The following is a 20712-nucleotide window of genomic DNA, read 5'->3' on the forward strand; positions in this document are numbered from 1 at the left end:
TGTTGCTTCAGTCTTCGTCGCTGTGGAGCCTGCGTCGAACCGAGAGCAGTTCCACCTCGGGCCGCGCGGCGACCAGCCGCTCGCAGCGGTCCAGTACGTCGGTGAGGTGTCCCGTGTCCCCGGACACCACCGCCAGCCCGATCTCGGCCCTGCGGTGGAGGTTCTGGTTGCCCGTCTCCGCCGCGCTCACCGCGTACTTGCGCTGGAGCTCGGCCACGATCGGACGGACGAGAGAGCGTTTCTCCTTCAGCGAGTGCACGTCACCGAGGAGCAGGTCGAAGGACAGAGTCCCCACATACATGTGTGTCCGGATGTCCCGCCGGTTCGGGGTACGGGCGCCACGCTTCGACGCCGATACGGGAACCGTACACGCAACGGCCGGGGCCGATCGACGGATATTACGTCCGCCGACCGGCCCCGATCGCGTGCTGTGCAGGTCAGCCGCGCGGCTTCTCGCGCATCTCGTACGTCGCGATGACGTCGTCGACCTTGATGTCGTTGAAGTTTCCGAGGTTGATACCGCCCTCGAAGCCTTCGCGGATCTCGGTGACGTCGTCCTTGAAGCGACGCAGACCCTCGATGTTGAGGTTCTCCGCGACCACCTTGCCGTCGCGGATGAGGCGCGCCTTGGTGTTGCGCTTGACCTCGCCGGAGCGGATGAGAACACCCGCGATGTTGCCCAGCTTGGACGACTTGAAGACCTCGCGGATCTCCGCCGTACCGAGCTCGACCTCTTCGTACTCCGGCTTGAGCATGCCCTTGAGGGCCGCCTCGATCTCCTCGATCGCCTGGTAGATGACCGAGTAGTACCGGACGTCCACGCCCTCGCGCTCGGCCATCTGCTGCGCACGCCCGGCGGCGCGCACGTTGAAGCCGATCACGATGGCGTCCGAGCCCATCGCCAGGTCGATGTCCGACTCCGTGACCGCACCGACGCCGCGGTGCAGGACGCGGATGTCGACCTCTTCGCCGACGTCGAGCTGGAGCAGGGAGGACTCGAGGGCCTCGACGGAACCAGAAGCGTCACCCTTGATGATGAGGTTGAGCTGCTGGACCTCGCCGGCCTTGAGCACCTTGTCCAGGTCCTCGAGCGAGACGCGGCGCGTGCGCTTGGCGAAGGCCGCGTTGCGCTCGCGGGCGGCGCGCTTCTCGGCGATCTGGCGGGCCGTACGGTCCTCCTCGACCACGAGGAAGTTGTCGCCGGCACCCGGGACGTTGGTCAGACCCAGCACCTGGACCGGCGTGGACGGACCCGCCTCGGCGACGTTGTTGCCGTTGTCGTCGAGCATGGCGCGGACGCGACCGTAGGCGTCGCCCACGACCATCGTGTCGCCGACCCGCAGGGTGCCTCGCTGGACGAGGACCGTCGCCACGGCACCGCGGCCGCGGTCGAGACGGGACTCGATCGAGATGCCCTGCGCGTCCTGGTTCGGGTTGGCCCGCAGGTCGAGCGAGGCGTCCGCGGTCAGGACGACCGCTTCCAGCAGGGAGTCGATGTGCAGACCCTGCTTGGCGGAGATGTCGACGAACATGGTGTCGCCGCCGTACTCCTCGGCCACCAGCCCGTACTCGGTGAGCTGACCGCGCACCTTGGTCGGGTCGGCGCCCTCGACGTCGATCTTGTTGACCGCGACGACGATCGGGACGTCGGCCGCCTTGGCGTGGTTGAGCGCCTCGACCGTCTGCGGCATGACGCCGTCGTTGGCCGCGACGACCAGGATCGCGATGTCCGTCGACCGGGCGCCACGGGCACGCATGGCGGTGAACGCCTCGTGACCCGGGGTGTCGATGAAGGTGATCGCGCGGTCCTCGTCGTTGACCTGGGTCGAGACCTGGTAGGCACCGATGTGCTGGGTGATGCCGCCGGCCTCGCCCGCGATGACGTTCGTCTTGCGGATGGCGTCGAGGAGTCGGGTCTTTCCGTGGTCGACGTGACCCATGACGGTCACGACCGGCGGACGGACCACCAGGTCCTCGTCGTCGCCCTCGTCCTCGCCGAACTCGATGTCGAAGGACTCGAGCAGCTCGCGGTCCTCCTCCTCGGGGCTGACGATCTGAACCGAGTAGTTCATCTCGCCGGCGAGGAGCTGCAGCGTCTCGTCGGAGACGGACTGCGTGGCCGTGACCATCTCGCCGAGGTTCATCATGACCGCGACGAGCGACGCCGGGTTGGCGTTGATCTTCTCCGCGAAGTCGGTGAGGGACGCACCGCGCGACAGGCGAATGGTCTCGCCGTTGCCGCGAGGCAGCATCACGCCGCCGACCGACGGGGCCTGCATGGCCTCGTACTCCTGGCGCCTCTGCCGCTTCGACTTGCGACCGCGACGCGCGGGACCGCCGGGACGACCGAAGGCGCCCTGCGTGCCACCACGGCCACCGGGACCACCGGGACGACCGCCGAAGCCGGGACGACCGCCGCCGCCACCGCCGGGACCACCCGGACGGCCGGCGAAGCCGCCGCCACCGCCACCGGGACCACCCGGACGGCCGGCGAAGCCGCCGCCACCGGGACCGGCCGGACGACCGGCGAAGCCGCCGCCACCCGGGCGACCGCCGCCGCCACCGGGACGACCGCCGCCACCGGGACCACGGCCACCGGGGCCACCGCCGCCGGGACGCGGGCCGGCAGCCGGACGCTGCGGCATCATGCCGGGGTTGGGACGCGGGCCGCCGGGGCCGCCGCCGGGACGGGGACCGCCCTGCGGACGGGGCATGCCGCCCGGGGTGGGACGGGCGCCGCCCGGAGCCTGCGGACGGGGACCGCCCGCCGCGCCCTGGGGACGGGGACCGCCCTGGCCCTGACCCTGCGGACGCGGGGCGCCGCCGGGACGCTCACCGGGGCCACCCGGGCCGCCGGGGCGAGGGGCGCCGCCCGGACGGGGCGCCTGCGGGCGCGCCATGCCGGTGGAGCCACCAGAGGTGAAGGGGTTGTTGCCCGGACGGGGACCGGCCGGACGGGCACCGGGGCGTGCGCCCTGGCCCTGCGGACGCGGGGCGCCGGGGCGGTCGCCGCGGTCACCACGACCCTGGCCGCCACCCTGACCGGGAGCACCGGCCGGACGCGGGGCGCCCGGACGCGGGGCCTGACCGGCCGGACGCGGAGCACCGGGACGCGGGCCGGAGCCCTGTCCCTGGCCCTGCGAGGCCGGGGCGGCGGGAGCCGACGGCGGTGCCGTGAACTCGGGCGTGGTCGGAGCCGGGGACGCCGGGGCGGGCCGCGGCGCGGGCTTCGGGCCCGGAGTGGGACGGGGGCCGGGAGCAGCCGGGGCGGCGGGAGCCGCGGGCGTCTCGGCGGCGGCCGGCTTGGGGGCCGGCGGGCGCGGGGCGGCCGGACGGGCGGCCTGCGCGGGAGAGGGGGCTGCCGGACGAGCCGGGGCAGCCTTGCGTGCGGGGGCGGGCTTGCCGCCTCCGTTGCCCTGCTGGAGGGCGTCCGTCAGTTTGCGGACGACGGGCGCTTCGATGGTCGAAGACGCCGAACGGACGAATTCACCGAGTTCCTGGAGCTTGGCCATGACGACCTTGCTCTCAACCCCGAACTCCTTGGCGAGTTCGTATACCCGGACCTTAGCCACTTCGCTCCTTTTAGGTCCGGGTTGCGTCCGGACCGTCGCTACTTCATGGGCGTACTCATCGCGTGCTCATCGAGTGCTCATCGCAATCTCGACCTACTTCCAACTCGCGGGGTACCTGGGCCGCGCGGGGGCTCCGCGCGACGCTTCTTACGGTGTTGCCTGCTCAGCAACTGTCTGTCTGCTCGACGTGCCGGCGCAACGCCTTTGTGTCGAGCGCTCCCGGGGCGCGCAACGCCCGCGTGAACGCCCGGCGGCGTACCGCCTGGTCGAGACAGACCAGGGCGGGGTGGATGTACGCACCCCGGCCGGGCAGCGTACCGCGAGGATCAGGGACGCATGCGTCCTTGATCGCCACGATGCGCAGCAGATCGGTCTTGGCCGCTCGCTGCCTGCATCCCACACAGGTGCGTTCAGGGCATGCGCGGGCGTGCGTCCGGCCAGACACTCTTAAGTCTACCTCCCCGCAGCGACCTCACCCCTTGGGGGCAGTGATCGAACGGTTGTTGTCGTGATCTAAGCCACGGACGGCTTGGATCTATTCCCCCGCGCCGTCGGCGGTCTGCTCGGTGTCCGGACGGATGTCGATCCGCCAGCCGGTCAGCCGGGCCGCGAGCCGGGCGTTCTGCCCTTCCTTGCCGATGGCGAGGGAGAGCTGGTAGTCGGGGACGGTCACCCGCGCGGAGCGGGCCGCCATGTCCACGACCTCGACCTTGGAGACCCGGGCCGGCGAGAGGGCGTTCGCCACCATCTCGGCCGGGTCGTCCGACCAGTCGACGATGTCGATCTTCTCACCGTTGAGCTCGCCCATGACATTGCGCACGCGGCCGCCCATGGGGCCGATGCAGGCGCCCTTGGCGTTCAGGCCGGAACGAGTGGAGCGTACGGCGATCTTGGTGCGGTGGCCGGCCTCGCGGGCGATCGCGGCGATCTCGACGGAACCGTCGGCGATCTCCGGCACCTCCAGTGCGAAGAGCTTCTTCACCAGGTTGGGGTGCGTGCGGGAGAGGGTGACGGACGGACCGCGCACCCCCCTCGCCACCCGGACGACGTACGACCGGAGCCGCATCCCGTGCGGGTAGGTCTCGCCGGGGACCTGCTCCTGCACCGGCAGGATGGCCTCCAGCTTGCCGATGTCCACCAGGACGTTCTTCGGGTCGCGGCCCTGCTGCACCACGCCCATGACGATGTCGCCCTCGCGCCCGGCGTACTCGCCGAGCGTCGCGTCGTCCTCGGCGTCGCGCAGCCGCTGCAGGATGACCTGCTTGGCGGTGGTGGCGGCGATACGGCCGAAGTCGGACGGGGTGTCGTCGAACTCCCGGGGCTCCTGGCCCTCTTCGAGGTCCTCGGGGTCTTCCTTCGCCCACACGACCACGTGCCCGGAGTCCCGGTCGAGTTTCACGCGCGCGTGGCGGTGGCTTCCCTCGGTGCGGTGGTAGGCGATGAGGAGGGCCGACTCGATCGCCTCGACCAACAGGTCGAAGGAGATCTCCTTCTCCCGTACCAAGCCCCGCAGGGCACTCATGTCGATGTCCACGGCTACGCCTCCTCTTCGTTCTTGTCCTTGCGGCTGAACTCGACCTGCACGCGCGCCTTGTCGAAGTCGGAGAAGGCGAGTCTGCGGGCGGTGGCCTTGCGGCCCTTCACACCGGGCACCTCCAGGTCGAGACCCTCGTCGTCGACCTTCAGGATCCTGGCGACCAGTTCCCCGCCCTCGGTGAGCTGGAACTTCACCAGCCGGTCCACGGCCCGCTCGAAGTGGCGGTGCTCCTTGAGGAGGCGTTCCGCGCCCGGGGTGCCGACCTCGAGGGTGTACTCCCCCGCGCCCATCGCGTCGGTCTCGTCGAGCTTCGCCGAGAGCGCGCGGCTCACATCGGCGATCTGGTCCAGATCGGCTCCGGTGTCGGAGTCGACGACCACGCGCAGCACCCGCTTCCGTCCGACGGAGTCCACTGCGATCTCTTCGAGATCCAGGCCCTGGGAGGTGACGAGCGGTTCCAGGAGCTCTCGCAGCCTCTCGCTCTGGGTGGTGCTCATCCGGGTGACTCCTCGGCCGCGTGTGCTGTTGTGGGTAGGTCGCGTGTCTGGTCAAAGGGTATCCGGTCGCGGAGGGTGTTGCCGTCCAGGTGACCGCGGATGCGCGGGTACCGTGATCGCCGGCGGGCCCGACCTCCCGCCCGTGTGTTCGTACGAGCTTCCTGAGGACGTCTGCCGTGCCGTACCCGCCTCCGTCGCGCGTCCCCTCGGGGCCGCGGAGAAGATCCCTGCTCGCCTCGGTCGCCGGGGGCGCCCTCCTCGTGGGGTGCTCCGACGGGACCGGAAGCGGTGAGGAGGGCACCTCCGGCAGCCCGTCCCTCGCCCAGCGGGTCCGCGTCCAGGCGGCCCGGGACAGCCGGGGGCTCGTCGGACGGTACGACGCCGTCCTGGCCGCCCATCCGGCGCTCGCGGAGCGGGTGGGGCCGTTGCGGGCGGAGGCCCTGCGGCATGTGGAGGCGTTCGGGGAGGGAGTCTCCGCGACCTCCTCACCGAGTGCTTCGAGCAGCGCCTCGCCCGCGCCCTCGCCCTCGACCGTCGTGCCCGCGGCCGAGGGGGACGCCCTCGCCCGGCTGGCCGCCGCCGAGCGCGAGCTCGCCGACCGTCGGGCCAAGCTCCTCCTGGAGGTGCCGGGTGAACTGGCCCGGCTGCTGGCCTCGGTGGCGGCGGCCGGCGCCGCGCACGCCTATCTGCTGACGGAGGGTGCCCGATGAGCGAGAAGCAGGAGCTGGAGGCCCTCCAGAAGGCGCTGGCCGCCGAGCACGCCGCCGTCTACGGCTACGGCGTCGTCGGCGGCCGGATCCGGGAGGAGCGGCGCGCGGAGGCCAGGGCCGCCTACGACGCCCACCGGGCCCGCCGGGACGGTCTGGAGCGCGCGGTGCGGGACCTGGGCGGGAGGCCGGTGGCGGCCGCCGCGGCGTACGCGCTGCCCTTCCCGGTGCCGGACTCGGCCGCGGCGGTACGGCTCGCCGCCGAACTGGAGGACCGGCTGGCCGGGGTGTACTCCGACGTGGTGCGGGCAACCGGGGGCGGGCGGCGGAGCACGGCCGCCGGGGCGCTGCGGGAGGCCGCGGTGCGAGCCGTGCGCTGGCGCGGCGGGAGCGTAGCCTTCCCTGGGCTCGCCGAGCGGGCGACCACGGGGTCGTCCTCGTCCCCGGCCGCTGTTTCCACGGCGGCCCCGTCGGCGTAACGCGGTATGGGAAGGGAACGACTCGCGCATGGCTTTGGAACCGCCTCAGCGGCTGGTGCGGGCGCTCGGCGAGAGCGTGCCGGACGCCGACGACTGGGTGGGCCGGCTGCCCGGGACCGCCGAACAGGCCGTCGCGCTGCGCGAGTTGACCGTGGAGCGGGTCCAGGTGCCCGGCGGCCGCAGCAGCCTGGTCGTGCTCGTGCGGCGGCCCGACGGGACGCCGGCCGTGCTCAAGCTGGCCCCGCCCCGGGCCCGGCCGGAGAGCGAGCGGGCGGCTCTCGCGCACTGGGACGGGCGGGGGGCCGTACAGCTCGTGGAGCCGTTCGTCGCCGAGGGGGTGCTGCTCCTCGAACGGCTGCATCCCGATGTCTCCGTGCGGTCGCTGCCGGAGGCGAAGGCCCTGCTGGAGGCGGCCGGGACCTTGCGGCGGCTGTGGGTGGAGCCGCCCGACGACGACGCCCATGTCTTCGAGACGGTGGCCGAGCGGACCGGGCGGCAGGCCGCGGCGATGAGGAGTGCTTCCGCCGAGGTGGCGAGTCTGGTGAGCGCGGCTCTCGACGCGCGGGAGTCGCTGCTGGCCGCGCCGCCGGAGGAGCGGTTGCTGCACGGCACGTTCCGGCAGAGCAAGGTGCTGGCGGGCACCCGGTCCCCCTGGCTGGCCGTGGGGCCCGACCCCGTGGTCGGCGAGTGCGCGTTCGACCTCGCCCGGCTGGTGCGGGACCGGGTCGAGGACCTGATCGCCTCGCCCTCGGGAGCGGCGACGACCCGTCGGCGGATCAAGCGGCTCGCGGAGTCGCTGGAGGTCGACCAGGAACGGCTGCGGGGCTGGACGCTGTTCCGGGCCGTGGAGTCGGGGGTGCGGGCGCTGCGGGTGGGGCGGCCCCGGGACGCCGAGCTGCTGCTGGAGTTCGCCGGGTGGCTGTGAGGCGGCGCCGGGTACGCCGCCCCACCCTGTGACGCTGCTTCCCTAGGCGGTCAGGCGGGCGATCGCCTCGTCCACCGTCAGCTCCTCGCGCTCACCGGTGCGGCGGTCCTTGAGCTCCAGGACCCCCTCGGCCGAACGGCGGCCGGCGACCAGGATCTTCGGTACGCCGATCAGCTCGGAGTCCGTGAACTTCACGCCCGGGGAGACGCCGGCCCGGTCGTCGACGAGGACCCGAAGGCCCGCCTCGCGCAGCTTCTCGGAGACGTCGAGGGCGAGTTCGATCTGAAGGGCCTTGCCGGCGGCGACGACGTGCACGTCGGCCGGGGCGACCTCGGCGGGCCAGCACAGGCCCTTGTCGTCGGCGGACTGCTCGGCGAGGGCGGCGACCGCGCGGGAGACGCCGATGCCGTAGGAGCCCATGGTCACGCGGACCGGTTTGCCGTTCTGGCCGAGGACGTCGAGCTTGAGGGCGTCGGCGTACTTGCGGCCGAGCTGGAAGATGTGGCCGATCTCGATGGCGCGGTCCAGCTTGAGGCCGGTGCCGCACTTCGGGCACGGGTCGCCCTCCTGCACGACCACGACGTCGACGTACTCGTCGACCTCGAAGTCACGGCCGGCGACGACGTTCCTCGCGTGCGTGTGCTCCTTGTTGGCGCCGGTGATCCAGGCGGTGCCGGGGGCCACGCGCGGATCGGCGATGTACTTCAGCTTCTCCTGACGGCCCTGGGGACCGACGTAACCGCGCACGAGGTCGGGGCGACCGGTGAAGTCCTCCGCCGTCACCAGCTCCACGGCGGCGGGCGCGAAGTGCGCCTCGACCTTGCCGAGGTCGACCTCGCGGTCGCCGGGGACGCCGACGGCCACGATCTCGCCGTCGACCTTCACGAGGAGGTTCTTGAGGGTGGCGGAGGCCTCGACGCCGAGCTGGGCGGCGAGGGTCTCGATGGTGGGGGTGTCCGGGGTCGGGATCTCCTCGAGGGCCGGGACCGAGGAGCCGTCCACCGGCTTCAACTCGTACGTGATCGCCTCGGTGTTGGCCGCGAAGTCGCAGTTCGGGCAGTCGGCGAAGGTGTCCTCGCCGGCCTCGGCGGGGGCGAGGAACTCCTCCGACTTGGAGCCGCCCATGGCGCCGGCGGTGGCGGCGCAGATGCGGTAGTCGAGGCCCAGGCGCTCGAAGACCTTCTGGTAGGCCTGGCGGTGCAGGGCGTAGGACCGGGCGAGGCCCTCGTCCTCGGTGTCGAAGGAGTAGGAGTCCTTCATCAGGAACTCGCGGCCGCGCAGGATGCCGGCCCGCGGGCGGGCCTCGTCACGGTACTTGTGCTGGATCTGGTAGAGGATGACCGGCAGGTCCTTGTAGGAGGACGCCTGGTCCTTCACCAGCAGGGTGAAGATCTCCTCGTGGGTCGGGCCGAGGAGGTAGTCGCCGCCCTTGCGGTCCTGGAGGCGGAACAGCTCGGCGCCGTACTCCTCCCAGCGGCCGGTCGCCTCGTACGGCTCACGCGGCAGCAGGGCGGGGAGCAGCACCTCCTGGGCGCCGATCGCGTCCATCTCCTCGCGGACGATCCGCTCGACGTTGGCCAGCACCTTCTTGCCGAGCGGCAGCCAGGACCAGATGCCGGCGGCGGTACGGCGGACGTACCCCGCGCGCACGAGCAGCTTGTGACTGAGGACCTCGGCGTCCGCCGGGTCGTCGCGCAGCGTCTTCGCCATCAACTGGGACATGCGCTGGACCGGTGCGTTGGCCATGATTCTCGTACTCCTGCCGGAAAAGGGTGATGGCTAGGAGGTTAGCCGGGGGGCCTGTGCCGGTGGAAATCGGTCAGCGGCGGCGCAGCGGCAGGGGGGCGCCCATCACGGCGTACGGCTTCGGGGCGCTCGGGAAGAGGACCTGGCGGGCCAGGTCCTGGTAACCGAGGGAGTGGTAGAGGCCGCGGGCCGGGCTGTCGGTGTCGATCGCGGAGAGGATCGAACGGGGCTGGCCGGCGCCGTCGGTGATGGTGGTGATCAGGGACCGGCCGATGCCGCGGTTCTGGTGGTGCGGGTGGACGTGCAGCTCGGTGATGACGAAGGAGTCGTCGAGCCACATGTCGTTGTGCCGGGCGCGGAGGTAGGGCTCGACGACGGTGGACCACCAGTGGGTGCGGTCGTTGGGCATGCCGTACACGAAGCCGACGAGGGCGCCGCCGACGGTCGCGCCGAGGGCTCGCGCGCCCGGGTAGGTCATGTGGCGCAGCACGATCTGGCGGCGGACCGCCACCTCGTCGGCACCGAGGCCGAAGGCGATGGCCTGGACCGCGAGGGCCTCGTCCACGTGGGCGGACAGGTCCAGGGGGCCGATGACGAGGTCCATGCGGGGAGCGTACAGGCAGGTGCGCTCAGAAGAGGACGCTCATGAAGGCGCCCACCTCGTTGAAGCCGACCCTGGTGTACGTCCTTCTCGCCGCCGTGTTGAAGTCGTTGACGTACAGGCTGACCACCGGGGCCACGTCCGCGAGGGCGTAGCGCAGCACCGCGGCCATGCCCGGGGCCGCCACTCCCCTGCCCCGGTACTCGGGGGCCACCCAGACGCCCTGGATCTGGCAGGCGCGGTCCGTCGCGGCGCCGATCTCCGCCTTGAAGACGACCTTGCCGTGTTCGTCGAGGCGGGCGAAGGAGCGTCCGGAGCCGACCAGTTCGGCGACACGGGCCTGGTAGAGGAGGCCGCCGTCGCCGGCCAGCGGGGAGACCCCGACCTCCTCCGTGAACATCGCCACGCAGGCCGGCATGATCGTCTCCATCTCGTCCTTGCGGACGCGGCGGACGTACGGGTCCGGGGCGACGTCGGTGGGCATGCGGTCGGTGACCATGAGGGGCTGGTGGGCGCGGACGTCGCGGGCCGGGCCCCAGCTCGGTTCCAGCAGGCGCCAGAGCTGGGCGGTGGGTTCGGCGGGGCCGACGATGGAGGAGCAGCGGCGGCCGGCCCTGCGCGCCCTGTCGGCGAAGGCCCGGACGGCTCGCGGGGTCGCGCAGATCGGGACGAGGTTGGCGCCGGCGTAGCAGAGGGACGTGAGCATGCCGTCCTCGTACCAGCCCCACATCTCGCCGCCGAGCCGCCACGGGTCGAGGCCGGCGACCTGGACCCTCGACGTCACGAAGGCGTTCGCGACCGGCTCGCGGTCGAGGACGGCGAGCGCGGCGTCCAGGTCGCTCGGTTCGAGGACCCGGGAGGTCGTCTGGGTCAACACGGGCGGGGCCTCACACTGGGGTCTGCTGATCTCCGCACTGTACCTGCGGAAGCTGAGCCGTGCCGACCTGTGTTCGGGTGCCGTTTCTCTTCCGGTGACTGTCGACTGGGGTTGCCGTGCCTGGGGGCTGCGCCCCCAGACCCCCATCGGCCCGAAGGGCCTCGTCCTCAAACGCCGGACGGGCTGAAATGCCTGGACCGGCGTGCGAAGACCGCCCGTCAGCCCGCCACCGACACTGACGGCTCGCCCGACTCGACGCCCGCGTCCTGCATCTGTTCGGCCAGCTTCAGGGCCTCTTCGATGAGGGTCTCCACGATCTTGGACTCGGGGACGGTCTTGATGACCTCGCCCTTGACGAAGATCTGGCCCTTGCCGTTGCCGGAGGCGACGCCGAGGTCGGCCTCGCGGGCCTCGCCCGGGCCGTTCACCACGCAGCCCATGACGGCGACGCGGAGGGGGACCTCCATGCCGGTCAGGCCCGCGGTGACCTCCTCGGCCAGCTTGTAGACGTCGACCTGGGCGCGACCGCAGGACGGGCAGGAGACGATCTCCAGACCGCGCTGCTTGAGGTTCAGGGACTCCAGGATCTGGTTGCCGACCTTGACCTCCTCGACCGGCGGGGCCGAGAGGGAGACGCGGATGGTGTCGCCGATGCCCTGGGACAGCAGGGCTCCGAAGGCCACCGCGCTCTTGATCGTGCCCTGGAACGCCGGGCCCGCCTCCGTGACGCCGAGGTGCAGCGGGTAGTCGCACTGCGCGGCGAGCTGCTTGTACGCCTCGATCATGACGACCGGGTCGTTGTGCTTGACGGAGATCTTGATGTCCCGGAAGTCGTGCTCCTCGAAGAGGGAGGCTTCCCACAGGGCGCTCTCGACCAGGGCCTCGGGGGTCGCCTTGCCGTATTTCTGGAGCAGGCGACGGTCCAGGGAGCCCGCGTTCACGCCGATGCGGATCGGGGTGCCGTGGTCGCGCGCGGCCTTGGCGATCTCCTTGACCTTGTCGTCGAACTGCTTGATGTTGCCGGGGTTGACGCGGACCGCGGCGCAGCCGGCCTCGATGGCGGCGAAGACGTACTTGGGCTGGAAGTGGATGTCGGCGATGACCGGGATCTGGGACTTCCGGGCGATCGTCGCGAGGGCGTCGGCGTCGTCCTGCGTGGGGCAGGCCACGCGCACGATCTGGCAGCCGGAGGCGGTGAGCTCGGCGATCTGCTGGAGGGTGGCGCCGATGTCGGACGTACGCGTCGTCGTCATCGACTGCACGGAGACGGGGGCGTCGCCGCCGACCGCCACAGACCCGACCTGGATCTGCCGGCTCTTGCGGCGCTCGGCAACCCTGGTCGGAACGGACGGCATGCCGAGAGAAATCGCAGTCATCTGCTGTGCAACCCCAAGTCGTGGATCAAGGTCCAGGTCCCGTCAGCGGCGGGCTCCAGGCTTCGAGATTACGGCACGGGCGCGGGCACGAGCACATCGCCGAGGTCAAACCCACTCAATCGAAGGCGGCCCGGCGTGAAGCACACCGGGCCGCCCGCAACGCCGCATGACTAGGAGATTCTCACCGGGTTAACGACGTCGGCGATCAGGACGAGGATCGTGAAGCAGATGAAGATCCCCGCCACCACGTAGGCGACCGGCATCAGCTTCGCCACGTCGAACGGGCCCGGGTCCGGGCGCTTGAGCACCTTCGCCAGGTTGCGGCGCAGCGACTCCCACAGGGCGCCCGCGATGTGGCCGCCGTCCAGGGGCAGCAGCGGGAGCATGTTGAACAGGAACAGGGAGAGGTTGAAGCCGGCCACCAGCATCAGCGCCATGGCGAGTTGCTGGGTGGGCGGGATGTCCAGGGTGAAGATCTCGCCGCCGACCCGCGCCGCGCCGACCACGCCCATCGGGGAGTCCGGCTCGCGCGGGGCGTCGCCGAAGGCCGCGTTCCACAGGGCGGGGATCTTGCCGGGCAGGGCGGCGAGGGAGTCGACGGCGTCGCCGACGCGGTCGCCCATCCAGACCACGGAGTCGCCGAAGTCCTGCTTGACGATGCCGGTGGCGGCGCTGAAGCCGAGGAAGCCGGCGGTGACGTACTCGCCCTGGACGTACTGGCCGCTGGAGTCCTTCTTGGCGACCTGGTTGCTGGCGATCTTCGCCGTGAGGGTGACGTCCTTGCCGTCGCGCTCGACGACGATCGGGACGGTCTTGTCGGGGTTGGCCCGGATGAGGTCGGAGAGCTTGTTCCAGTCGTCGGTGCGCACGCCGTCGAAGGCGACGATCCTGTCGCCCGCCTTGAGGCCGGCGGCCGCGGCCGGGGAGGCCGGGTCGGAGGCCTTGCAGTTCTCGCGGTTCTGGCTCTGGGCGATGACGCACTTGGAGACCGAGCTGACCGTGTTGGTCTGCTGGGAGATGCCGAAGCCCATGAGGACGGTGAGGAACAGGGCGACCGCGAGGACGAGGTTCGCGAAGGGGCCCGCGAACATCACGATGACGCGTTTCCAGGGCTTGCGGGTGTAGAAGAGGCGCTTCTCGTCGCCGGGCTGGAGCTCCTCGAAGGCGGCCGAGCGGGCGTCCTCGATCATGCCCCGCCAGGGCGAGGTGGAGCGGGCGCTTATCCGGCCGTCGTCGCCGGGCGGGAACATGCCGATCATGCGGATGTAGCCGCCGAAGGGGACGGCCTTGATGCCGTACTCCGTCTCACCCTTCTTCCGCGACCAGACGGTCGGGCCGAAGCCGACCATGTACTGCGGCACGCGGATGCCGAAGAGCTTGGCGAAGGACAGGTGCCCCAGCTCGTGCCACGCGATCGACACCAGGAGGCCGAAGGCGAAGAGCACTATGCCGAGGATGAACATCAGGGTCGTCATGCACGGGCCTCCGCCGTCTGTGCCGTCAGTTCCCGGGCCCGGGTCCGCGCCCAGGTCTCCGCTTCGAGGACGTCCGCGACGGTGAGCGAGGTTCCCCCGCGCGGGGTGCCGTGCTCGTCCACCACCCGGGTCACGGTCTCCATGATCCCGTTGAACGGCAGTGCGCCGGCCCGGAAGGCCTCCACGCACTCCTCGTTGGCGGCATTGAACACCGCCGGGGCCGTGCCCGCGAGCTGTCCGACGTGTCTCGCAAGGTTGACCGAGGGGAACGCGTCGTTGTCGAGCGGGAAGAACTCCCACGTCGACGCCTTGCTCCAGTCGAAGGCGGGCGCCGCGTCGGGGACCCGCTCGGGCCAGCCGAGGCCGATGGCGATCGGCCCGCGCATGTCGGGGGGCGTCGCCTGGGCGATCGTGGATCCGTCCGTGAACTCAACCATCGAGTGGACATACGACTGGGGATGCACGACCACCTCAATGCGGTCGAAGGGAATGTCGTAGAGGAGGTGCGCCTCGATGACCTCCAGGCCCTTGTTGACGAGGGTCGCGGAGTTGATCGTGATGACCGGGCCCATGGCCCAGGTGGGGTGGGCGAGGGCGTCCTCGACGGTGACGTTCGCGAGTTCTTCCTTCGTACGGCCGCGGAAGGGGCCGCCGGACGCGGTCACGACCAGTTTGCGCACGTCGGCGCGGGTCCCGGAGGCCAGGGCCTGGAAGAGGGCCGCGTGCTCGGAGTCGACGGGGATGATCTGCCCGGGCTTGGCGAGGGCCTTGACCAGCGGGCCGCCCACGATGAGCGACTCCTTGTTGGCGAGCGCGAGGGTGCGGCCCGCCTCCAGGGCGGCGAGGGTGGGGGCGAGTCCGATGGAGCCGGTGATGCCGTTGAGCACGGTGTGCGCGTCGGAGGCGGCGACCTGTGTGGCCGCGTCCGGTCCCGCGAGGATCTCGGGGAGCGGTTCGCCGGTGCCGTAGCGCGCCTTCAGGGCTTCCGTCAGCTCCGGTACGACGTCCTCGCGGGCCACGGCGACGGTCCGCGCCCTCAGCCGGTGCGCCTGCTCGGCGAGGAGCGCGACCCGGCCGCCGTTGGCGGACAGCGCGGTGACCCGGAACCGGTCGGGGTTGCGCAGCACGAGATCGATGGCCTGGGTGCCGATCGAGCCGGTGGAGCCGAGGATCACCACGTCCTTGGGGCCGTCGCCCGCGAGAGGGTCGTAGACCAGGTGCGGATCGGCGAGAGGGGCTGGACTGTCGCTCATTCCTCCATTGTGGCCGTAAGGGCGGTGTAGGAGGACAGCGCGTCCCCCTCTCGGGGGGCGCGCTGTCGTGCGGGGTCAGCGGACGGGGCGGTGGACGTTCTCCTTCTCGGAGGGGCCGGGGGTCGCGTCCGCGATCCAGACGCCCTCGCCCGAGGGGTCGACGATGCCGTCCTCCAGCCAGGCGTAGGTGCCGGAGAGCACGCCCTTGACGACCTTGCGGTCCTGGTCGTCGGTGTTGTGCCACAGGCGGCCGAAGAGTTCCTCGACGCGCAGGCGGGACTGCTCGCAGAAGGCGTCGGCGAGCTGGTAGGCCTCGCGGCCGTGGGGTTCGGTGGTGTAGAGGAGTTCGGCGCGCACGCAGGCCGCGCTCATCGCGAAGAGCTCGGCGCCGATGTCGACGATCCGGCCCAGGAAGCCCTGCTTGCTCTCCATGCGGCCCTGCCAGCGGGACATGGCGTAGAAGGTGGAGCGGGCGAGTTTGCGGGCCGTGCGTTCGACGTAGCGCAGGTGCGTCGAGAGGTCGACCTCGCGTTTGAACTCGGCGTAGGAGTTCGGCAGTTGGCCCGGGCCCGCGACCAGTTTCGGGAGCCACTTGGCGTAGAAGACACCCGCGTTCGCGCCGGCCCTGGCCTTGTCGCCGAGGGACTTCTCCGGGTCGATGAGGTCGCCGGCGACGGACAGGTGGGCGTCGACGGCCTCGCGGGCGATCAGCAGGTGCATGATCTCGGTCGAGCCCTCGAAGATGCGGTTGATGCGCAGGTCGCGCAGGACCTGTTCGGCGGGGACCGCCTTCTCGCCGCGGGCCCGCAGGGACTCGGCGGTCTCGAAGCCGCGGCCGCCGCGGATCTGGACGAGTTCGTCGGCGACGAGCCAGGCCATCTCGGAGGCGTAGAGCTTGGCGAGGGCGCCCTCGATGCGGATGTCGTTGCGGTTCTCGTCGGCCATCTGGGAGGACAGGTCGAGGACGGCCTCCAGGGCGAAGGTGGTCGCCGCGATGAAGGAGATCTTGGAGCCGACCGCTTCGTGGTGGGCGATGGGCTTGCCCCACTGCTCGCGGGCCGCGGACCACTCACGGGCGATCTTCAGGCACCACTTGCCGGCCGCCACGCAGGAGGCGGGCAGCGAGAGGCGGCCGGTGTTGAGGGTGGTCAGGGCGATCTTGAGACCCTGGCCCTCCTTGCCGATGAGGTTCGCGGCCGGGACCCTGACCTGGTGGAAGCGGGTGACGCCGTTCTCGATGCCGCGCAGGCCCATGAAGGCGTTGCGGTTCTCGACGGTGACACCGGGTGAGTCGGTCTCCACGACGAAGGCGGTGATGCCGCCCTTGTGGCCCTCGGACCTCGGCACACGGGCCATGACGACGAGGAGGTCGGCGACCACGCCGTTGGTGGTCCACAGCTTCACTCCGTCGAGGACGTAGTCGTCCCCGTCGGGCACGGCCGTGGTGGCGAGGCGTGCCGGGTCGGAGCCGACGTCCGGTTCGGTCAGGAGGAAGGCGCTGATGTCGGTGCGGGCGCACCGGGGCAGGAACTTCTCCTTCTGCTCCTGGGTGCCGAACAGCTTGAGCGGCTGCGGTACGCCGATCGACTGATGGGCCGAGAGCAGCACGCCGATCGCGGGGCTCGCGGAGCCCGCGAGGGCCAGCGCCTTGTTGTAGTACACCTGGGTGAGGCCGAGGCCGCCGTACTTGGTGTCGATCTTCATGCCGAACGCGCCGAGCTCCTTGAGGCCGGCCACGACGTCGTCGGGGATGCGGGCCTCGCGTTCGATGAGGGCGCCGTCCACCTTGGTCTCGCAGAAGTCGCGGAGCGCGGCCAGGAACTCCTCGCCGCGCCGGGCGTCCTCCTCGGGGGGCATGGGGTGGGGGTGGATGAGGTCGAGCCGGAACCGGCCGAGGAACAGTTCCTTGGCGAAGCTGGGCTTGCGCCAGTCCTGCTCACGGGCGGCCTCCGCCACCTCGCGGGCCTCGCGCTCGGTGACGACGGGCTGGGTGGACGGTGCGGACATCGGGCTCACCTCGTCGTGAATCGGGATCTTGGGGGCCGTATGGTTACCGACGGGTGCTACCCGATCGTATGTACCTGATCCGGGGCGAGGTCACCACCCCTCGCGCGGCCGTTCGGCCCATGTCGACGAAATGCGGTCAGGTGTCCAGCGGGTCGCCCGCCGGGTTGTCGGATGGCTGCGGGTGCGTCGTGGCCGGTCGCGCAGTTCCCCGCGCCCCTGGGGGGTTGCAGTCGCCGTTGCCCCGAAGGGCCGTCGGCGGAACAGGGGCCCGGCCTGGAGGTACGGTGCCCATCTCGTCGGCGGCCGTCTGCGGTGCGCTCCGGAGTGTCTGTCGAAGCGCTTCGACAACCTATGGACACCTACTCGCGGGGAAGCTACTGTCGAACCACCCCCACCCGCCCTTGTTCGTACTGCGCACTGTCGAAGCGCTTCACAAAGCTTGGAGAGCTGGATGGTCACCCTCGCCGAGGTCGCCCAGCACGCCGGAGTCTCGGCGAGCACGGTGAGCTATGTCCTCAGTGGCAAGCGGTCCATCTCGACGAGCACCCGGCAGCGGGTCGAGGAGAGCATCCGCGAGCTCGGCTACCACCCGAACGCCGGCGCCCGCGCCCTCGCCAGCAGCAGGTCGAACATCATCGCGCTGATGATCCCGCTCCGCACCGACATGTACGTGCCGGTGATGATGGAGATCGCCATCGCGGTGGCCACCACCGCCCGGACCCACGGGTACGACGTCCTGCTGCTCACCGGCGAGGAGGGCCCCGACGCGGTCCGACGGGTCACCGGCAGCGGGCTCGCCGACGCGATGATCCTGATGGACGTCGAACTCGACGACGAGCGGCTGCCGTTGCTGCGCGGCACCGACCAGCCGTCCGTGCTCATCGGCCTCCCCGCCGACACCTCCGGACTGACCTGCGTCGACCTCGACTTCCGGGCCACCGGCGCGCTGTGCGTCGAGCACCTCGCGAAGCTGGGGCACCGCGACATCGCTGTCATCGGTGAGGCGCCCGCGGTCTACGAACGGCACACCGGTTTCGCCGAGCGCACCCTGGACGGACTCCGGTCGCGCGCGCAGGAGTTGGGCGTACGCCTGCTGCACCGGCCGTGCGAGGGCGGGTACGACGCGATGGCCGTGACCCTCGCCCGCATCCTCGACGAGCGCCCGTCCACCACGGGCTTCGTCGTGCAGAACGAACAGGCCGTGGAGCCGCTGCTCGCGCTGCTGCGCCAGCAGGGCCGGGCCATCCCCGAGGACGTCTCCGTGGTCGCGATCTGCCCCGAACAGGTCGCCGTCCAGGCCTCGGTGCGGCTGACCTCGGTCGCCATCCCCGCCCAGGAGATGGGCCGGCACGCCCTGGAGCGTCTTGTAGCCAAGCTGGAGGGTCGCGGTGAGGACGAAGTCGTCCTGATCGAGCCCGAGTTGACGGTCCGGGCGAGCACCGGCCCGGCCCCTTCGGCGTCCTGACGCCTCACCCACCGGACCCCACACACCTCACACCCCGCGTCCCGTTCCTGTGCGGCACGCCCCTGTCTGCATTCCTTCAGGAGCACTCCTCGTGAATCAGCCTGCCGAAATCCAGCCCAAGGTCAGCCTCGCGCAGTCCTCCCCCACCGTCGGCACGTTCCGGGAGCGGGACGGCGCGCTGGAGTGGAGCGGGCGCCAGGAGACCGTGCGCGTCGAGCCGTGGGGCCCGGACGCGGTGCGGGTGCGGGCCCGGCTCGGCGGACCCGTCCTGGAGGGACTGCCGGGCGCCCTGCTCGACGAACCGCCGGCCACCGAGAGCACGGTCAAGATCGGTGACGGGGAGGCCCAGTTGACCGTGGGCGCGCTGACCGTCCACGTCGACGCCGAGGGACAGCTCCGCTTCCTGCGCACCGAGGACTCCGCCGAGCTGCTCGCCGAGGCCCGCGCCCACTTCTGGTGGCCCGGCTCGCGCCTGTACACCGCGGTCGGCAACGGCCACCACCGCCTGGAGCAGCGCTTCGCCGCCTACGACGACGAGAAGCTGTACGGGCTCGGCCAGCACCAGCACGGCAGGCTGGACCAAAAGGGCCTGGTCCTGGACCTGATCCAGCGCAACGCCGAGGTCGGCATCCCGGTCCTCGCCTCCAGCCGCGGCTACACCCTGCTGTGGAACAACCCGGCGATCGGCCGCGTGGAACTCGCCCGCAACGGCACCCGCTGGGTGGCCGACTCGGCCCGCCAGATCGACTACTGGATCACCGCGGGCACCCCGGCCGACGGTCAGCGCCGCTACAGCGCGGTGACCGGCCGTACCCCGATGCTGCCGGAGTGGGCGGCCGGCTTCTGGCAGTGCAAGCTGCGCTACCGCACCCAGGACGAACTCCTCTCCGTGGCACGGGAGTACAAGCGCCGCGGGCTGCCGATCTCCGCGATCGTCTGCGACTTCTTCCACTGGACGCACCTCGGCGAGTGGAAGTTCGACCCGGCGGAGTGGCCCGACCCGGCGGCCATGGTCCGTGAACTGGAGGAGCTGGGCATCAAGCTGGTGGTGAGCGTCTGGCCGTCGGTGTCGCCGCTCAGCGAGAACCACTCCCTGATGGAGCAGCGCGGGTGGTTCATCGGCACCCAGTACGGCCCGATGGCGCACGCCGACTGGCCCGACAAGGGGGTCGCCTCGACCGTCCAGGTCGCCTTCTACGACGCGACGAACCCGGAGGCCCGGGAGTTCATGTGGTCGCGTGTGAAGGAGAACTACCTGGAGCCGTACGGCATCACGGCGTTCTGGCTGGACGCCTGCGAGCCGGAGCTCAAGCCGGGCTTCCAGGAGAACCTGCGCTACTGGGCGGGGCCCGGCCTGGAGGTCGGCAACATGTACCCGGCCGAGAACTCCCGCGCCTTCCACGAGGGCCTGAGCGCCGCCGGCGAGGAGGTCGTCACCCTCAACCGCTCGGCCTGGGCGGGCAGTCAGCGCTACGGGGCCGCCCTGTGGTCCGGTGACATCGGCACCGACTTCCCGACCCTGCGGCACCAGATCGCGGCCGGCCTCAACACCGCGATGTCCGGCATCCCCTGGTGGAACACCGACATCGGCGGCTTCCACGGCGGCGACCCGGACGACCCGGCGTACCGGGAGGTCATGGTCCGCTGGTTCCAGTTCGGCACGCTGTCCCCGCTGATGCGGCTGCACGGCTTCCGTGACCCGGGCATGCCGCTGGGCCCGGACATGACCGGCGGCCCGAACGAGGTGTGGTCGTACGGCGAGGAGGCCGGCGCGATCCTGGAGAAGTACCTGCGGCTGCGCGAGCGGCTGAAGCCGTACGTCCTGCGGGTGATGAGGGAGGCCCATGAGGAGGGGCTGACCCCGATGCGGCCGCTGTTCCTGGAGTTCCCGGAGGACCAGGCGACGTGGACGGTCGACGACGCCTACCTGTTCGGCCCGGATCTCCTGGTCGCGCCGGTGCTCACCGCCGGTGCGACGGCTCGTACCGCGTACCTTCCGGCGGGGGCCGTCTGGACCGACGCGTGGACCGGGGAGACGTACGGGGGCGGCAGGACGGTGACGGTTGCCGCGCCGCTGGACCGGATTCCGCTGTTCCTGCGGGACGGGGCGCGGTTGCCGATTCAGGACGAGCCGCGCTAGGTCGTTCGTCGGGTGCGGCGCCGTGGGGGCCGGTCGCGCAGTTCCCGGCGCCCCT

Annotated in this window: 17 protein-coding genes; 5 read left to right on the forward strand and 12 right to left on the reverse strand. The window is 71.2% G+C overall.

Annotation, left to right across the window (positions count from 1 at the left end):
- Positions 1-7: 7 nt before the first annotated feature.
- The 5 genes from ACZ66S_RS33355 to rimP all read right to left on the reverse strand — a co-directional run bounded on the left by ACZ66S_RS33355 (position 8) and on the right by rimP (position 5606).
- Entirely contained in the window at positions 8-301 is a 294-nt protein-coding gene (locus ACZ66S_RS33355; protein ID WP_031052658.1) for a DUF503 domain-containing protein, read from the reverse strand.
- 136 nt (positions 302-437) lie between these two features.
- Positions 438-3572: a translation initiation factor IF-2 gene (gene infB, locus ACZ66S_RS33360; protein WP_469905305.1), complete on the reverse strand. Its 3135-nt coding sequence runs from the start codon at positions 3570-3572 to the stop codon at positions 438-440.
- Positions 3573-3735: 163 nt separating this feature from the next.
- Positions 3736-4017 (reverse strand): YlxR family protein, encoded by a 282-nt coding sequence (locus tag ACZ66S_RS33365; RefSeq protein WP_469905306.1) that lies wholly within the window; start codon positions 4015-4017, stop codon positions 3736-3738.
- 90 nt (positions 4018-4107) lie between these two features.
- Positions 4108-5106 (reverse strand): transcription termination factor NusA, encoded by a 999-nt coding sequence (gene nusA / locus ACZ66S_RS33370; protein WP_469905307.1) that lies wholly within the window; start codon positions 5104-5106, stop codon positions 4108-4110.
- Between the two features lie 2 nt (positions 5107-5108).
- The gene (rimP, locus tag ACZ66S_RS33375) at positions 5109-5606 is read right to left on the reverse strand and encodes a ribosome maturation factor RimP (protein WP_053848424.1); all 498 of its coding nucleotides are present in this window, start codon (positions 5604-5606) and stop codon (positions 5109-5111) included.
- Between the two features lie 176 nt (positions 5607-5782).
- Here rimP and ACZ66S_RS33380 point away from each other — a divergent pair, with 176 nt between their 5' ends.
- The 3 genes from ACZ66S_RS33380 to ACZ66S_RS33390 are packed head-to-tail and all read left to right on the forward strand — an operon-like array spanning position 5783 to position 7717.
- Positions 5783-6316: a hypothetical protein gene (locus ACZ66S_RS33380; RefSeq protein ID WP_469905308.1), complete on the forward strand. Its 534-nt coding sequence runs from the start codon at positions 5783-5785 to the stop codon at positions 6314-6316.
- Positions 6313-6792: a ferritin-like domain-containing protein gene (locus ACZ66S_RS33385; protein WP_469905309.1), complete on the forward strand. Its 480-nt coding sequence runs from the start codon at positions 6313-6315 to the stop codon at positions 6790-6792. Before ACZ66S_RS33380 ends, ACZ66S_RS33385 begins: the two co-directional genes overlap by 4 nt.
- 28 nt (positions 6793-6820) lie before the next feature.
- Entirely contained in the window at positions 6821-7717 is an 897-nt protein-coding gene (locus ACZ66S_RS33390; RefSeq protein WP_469905310.1) for an aminoglycoside phosphotransferase family protein, read from the forward strand.
- Between the two features lie 42 nt (positions 7718-7759).
- Here ACZ66S_RS33390 and ACZ66S_RS33395 read toward each other — a convergent pair whose 3' ends face one another.
- The 7 genes from ACZ66S_RS33395 to ACZ66S_RS33425 form a co-directional block, all read right to left on the reverse strand.
- Positions 7760-9463, reverse strand: coding sequence for a proline--tRNA ligase (locus ACZ66S_RS33395; RefSeq protein ID WP_469905311.1), 1704 nt, complete (start codon positions 9461-9463; stop codon positions 7760-7762).
- 73 nt (positions 9464-9536) lie between these two features.
- Positions 9537-10067, reverse strand: coding sequence for a GNAT family N-acetyltransferase (locus ACZ66S_RS33400; protein ID WP_469905312.1), 531 nt, complete (start codon positions 10065-10067; stop codon positions 9537-9539).
- A 25-nt stretch (positions 10068-10092) separates the two neighbouring features.
- Positions 10093-10941, reverse strand: a complete 849-nt coding sequence (locus tag ACZ66S_RS33405; RefSeq protein WP_469905313.1) for a GNAT family N-acetyltransferase — start codon at positions 10939-10941, stop codon at positions 10093-10095.
- Between the two features lie 218 nt (positions 10942-11159).
- Positions 11160-12317, reverse strand: a complete 1158-nt coding sequence (gene ispG / locus ACZ66S_RS33410; protein WP_469905314.1) for a flavodoxin-dependent (E)-4-hydroxy-3-methylbut-2-enyl-diphosphate synthase — start codon at positions 12315-12317, stop codon at positions 11160-11162.
- A 170-nt stretch (positions 12318-12487) separates the two neighbouring features.
- Positions 12488-13780, reverse strand: a complete 1293-nt coding sequence (locus ACZ66S_RS33415; RefSeq protein ID WP_469905433.1) for a M50 family metallopeptidase — start codon at positions 13778-13780, stop codon at positions 12488-12490.
- Positions 13781-13788: 8 nt separating this feature from the next.
- Complete coding sequence (gene dxr / locus ACZ66S_RS33420; protein WP_469905315.1) at positions 13789-15045, reverse strand: 1-deoxy-D-xylulose-5-phosphate reductoisomerase; 1257 nt, start codon at positions 15043-15045, stop codon at positions 13789-13791.
- 75 nt (positions 15046-15120) lie between these two features.
- Positions 15121-17052 carry an acyl-CoA dehydrogenase family protein gene (locus ACZ66S_RS33425; protein WP_469905316.1) on the reverse strand — a complete coding sequence of 644 codons (1932 nt, stop codon included), beginning with the start codon at positions 17050-17052 and terminating at the stop codon, positions 15121-15123.
- Positions 17053-17503: 451 nt separating this feature from the next.
- On the opposite strand from ACZ66S_RS33425, the gene ACZ66S_RS33430 reads away from it, so the two are divergent.
- Positions 17504-18517 (forward strand): LacI family DNA-binding transcriptional regulator, encoded by a 1014-nt coding sequence (locus ACZ66S_RS33430; RefSeq protein ID WP_424877807.1) that lies wholly within the window; start codon positions 17504-17506, stop codon positions 18515-18517.
- A 91-nt stretch (positions 18518-18608) separates the two neighbouring features.
- Entirely contained in the window at positions 18609-20657 is a 2049-nt protein-coding gene (locus ACZ66S_RS33435; protein ID WP_469905317.1) for a glycoside hydrolase family 31 protein, read from the forward strand.
- Positions 20658-20712 lie beyond the last annotated feature (55 nt).

The sequence above is a fragment of the Streptomyces sp. NPDC107471 genome (assembly GCF_055582845.1).

Excerpts from the sequence above, each read along its gene's own strand:
- ACZ66S_RS33355 (WP_031052658.1), bottom strand. The coding sequence starts at position 301 with ATGTATGTGGGGACTCTGTCCTTCGACCTGCTCCTCGGTGACGTGCAC.
- rimP (WP_053848424.1), bottom strand. The coding sequence starts at position 5,606 with ATGAGCACCACCCAGAGCGAGAGGCTGCGAGAGCTCCTGGAACCGCTC.
- ACZ66S_RS33385 (WP_469905309.1), top strand. The coding sequence starts at position 6,313 with ATGAGCGAGAAGCAGGAGCTGGAGGCCCTCCAGAAGGCGCTGGCCGCC.
- ACZ66S_RS33390 (WP_469905310.1), top strand. The coding sequence starts at position 6,821 with ATGGCTTTGGAACCGCCTCAGCGGCTGGTGCGGGCGCTCGGCGAGAGC.
- ACZ66S_RS33395 (WP_469905311.1), bottom strand. The coding sequence starts at position 9,463 with ATGGCCAACGCACCGGTCCAGCGCATGTCCCAGTTGATGGCGAAGACG.
- ACZ66S_RS33400 (WP_469905312.1), bottom strand. The coding sequence starts at position 10,067 with ATGGACCTCGTCATCGGCCCCCTGGACCTGTCCGCCCACGTGGACGAG.
- ispG (WP_469905314.1), bottom strand. The coding sequence starts at position 12,317 with ATGACTGCGATTTCTCTCGGCATGCCGTCCGTTCCGACCAGGGTTGCC.
- ACZ66S_RS33415 (WP_469905433.1), bottom strand. The coding sequence starts at position 13,780 with ATGTTCATCCTCGGCATAGTGCTCTTCGCCTTCGGCCTCCTGGTGTCG.
- dxr (WP_469905315.1), bottom strand. The coding sequence starts at position 15,045 with ATGAGCGACAGTCCAGCCCCTCTCGCCGATCCGCACCTGGTCTACGAC.
- ACZ66S_RS33425 (WP_469905316.1), bottom strand. The coding sequence starts at position 17,052 with ATGTCCGCACCGTCCACCCAGCCCGTCGTCACCGAGCGCGAGGCCCGC.
- ACZ66S_RS33430 (WP_424877807.1), top strand. The coding sequence starts at position 17,504 with ATGGTCACCCTCGCCGAGGTCGCCCAGCACGCCGGAGTCTCGGCGAGC.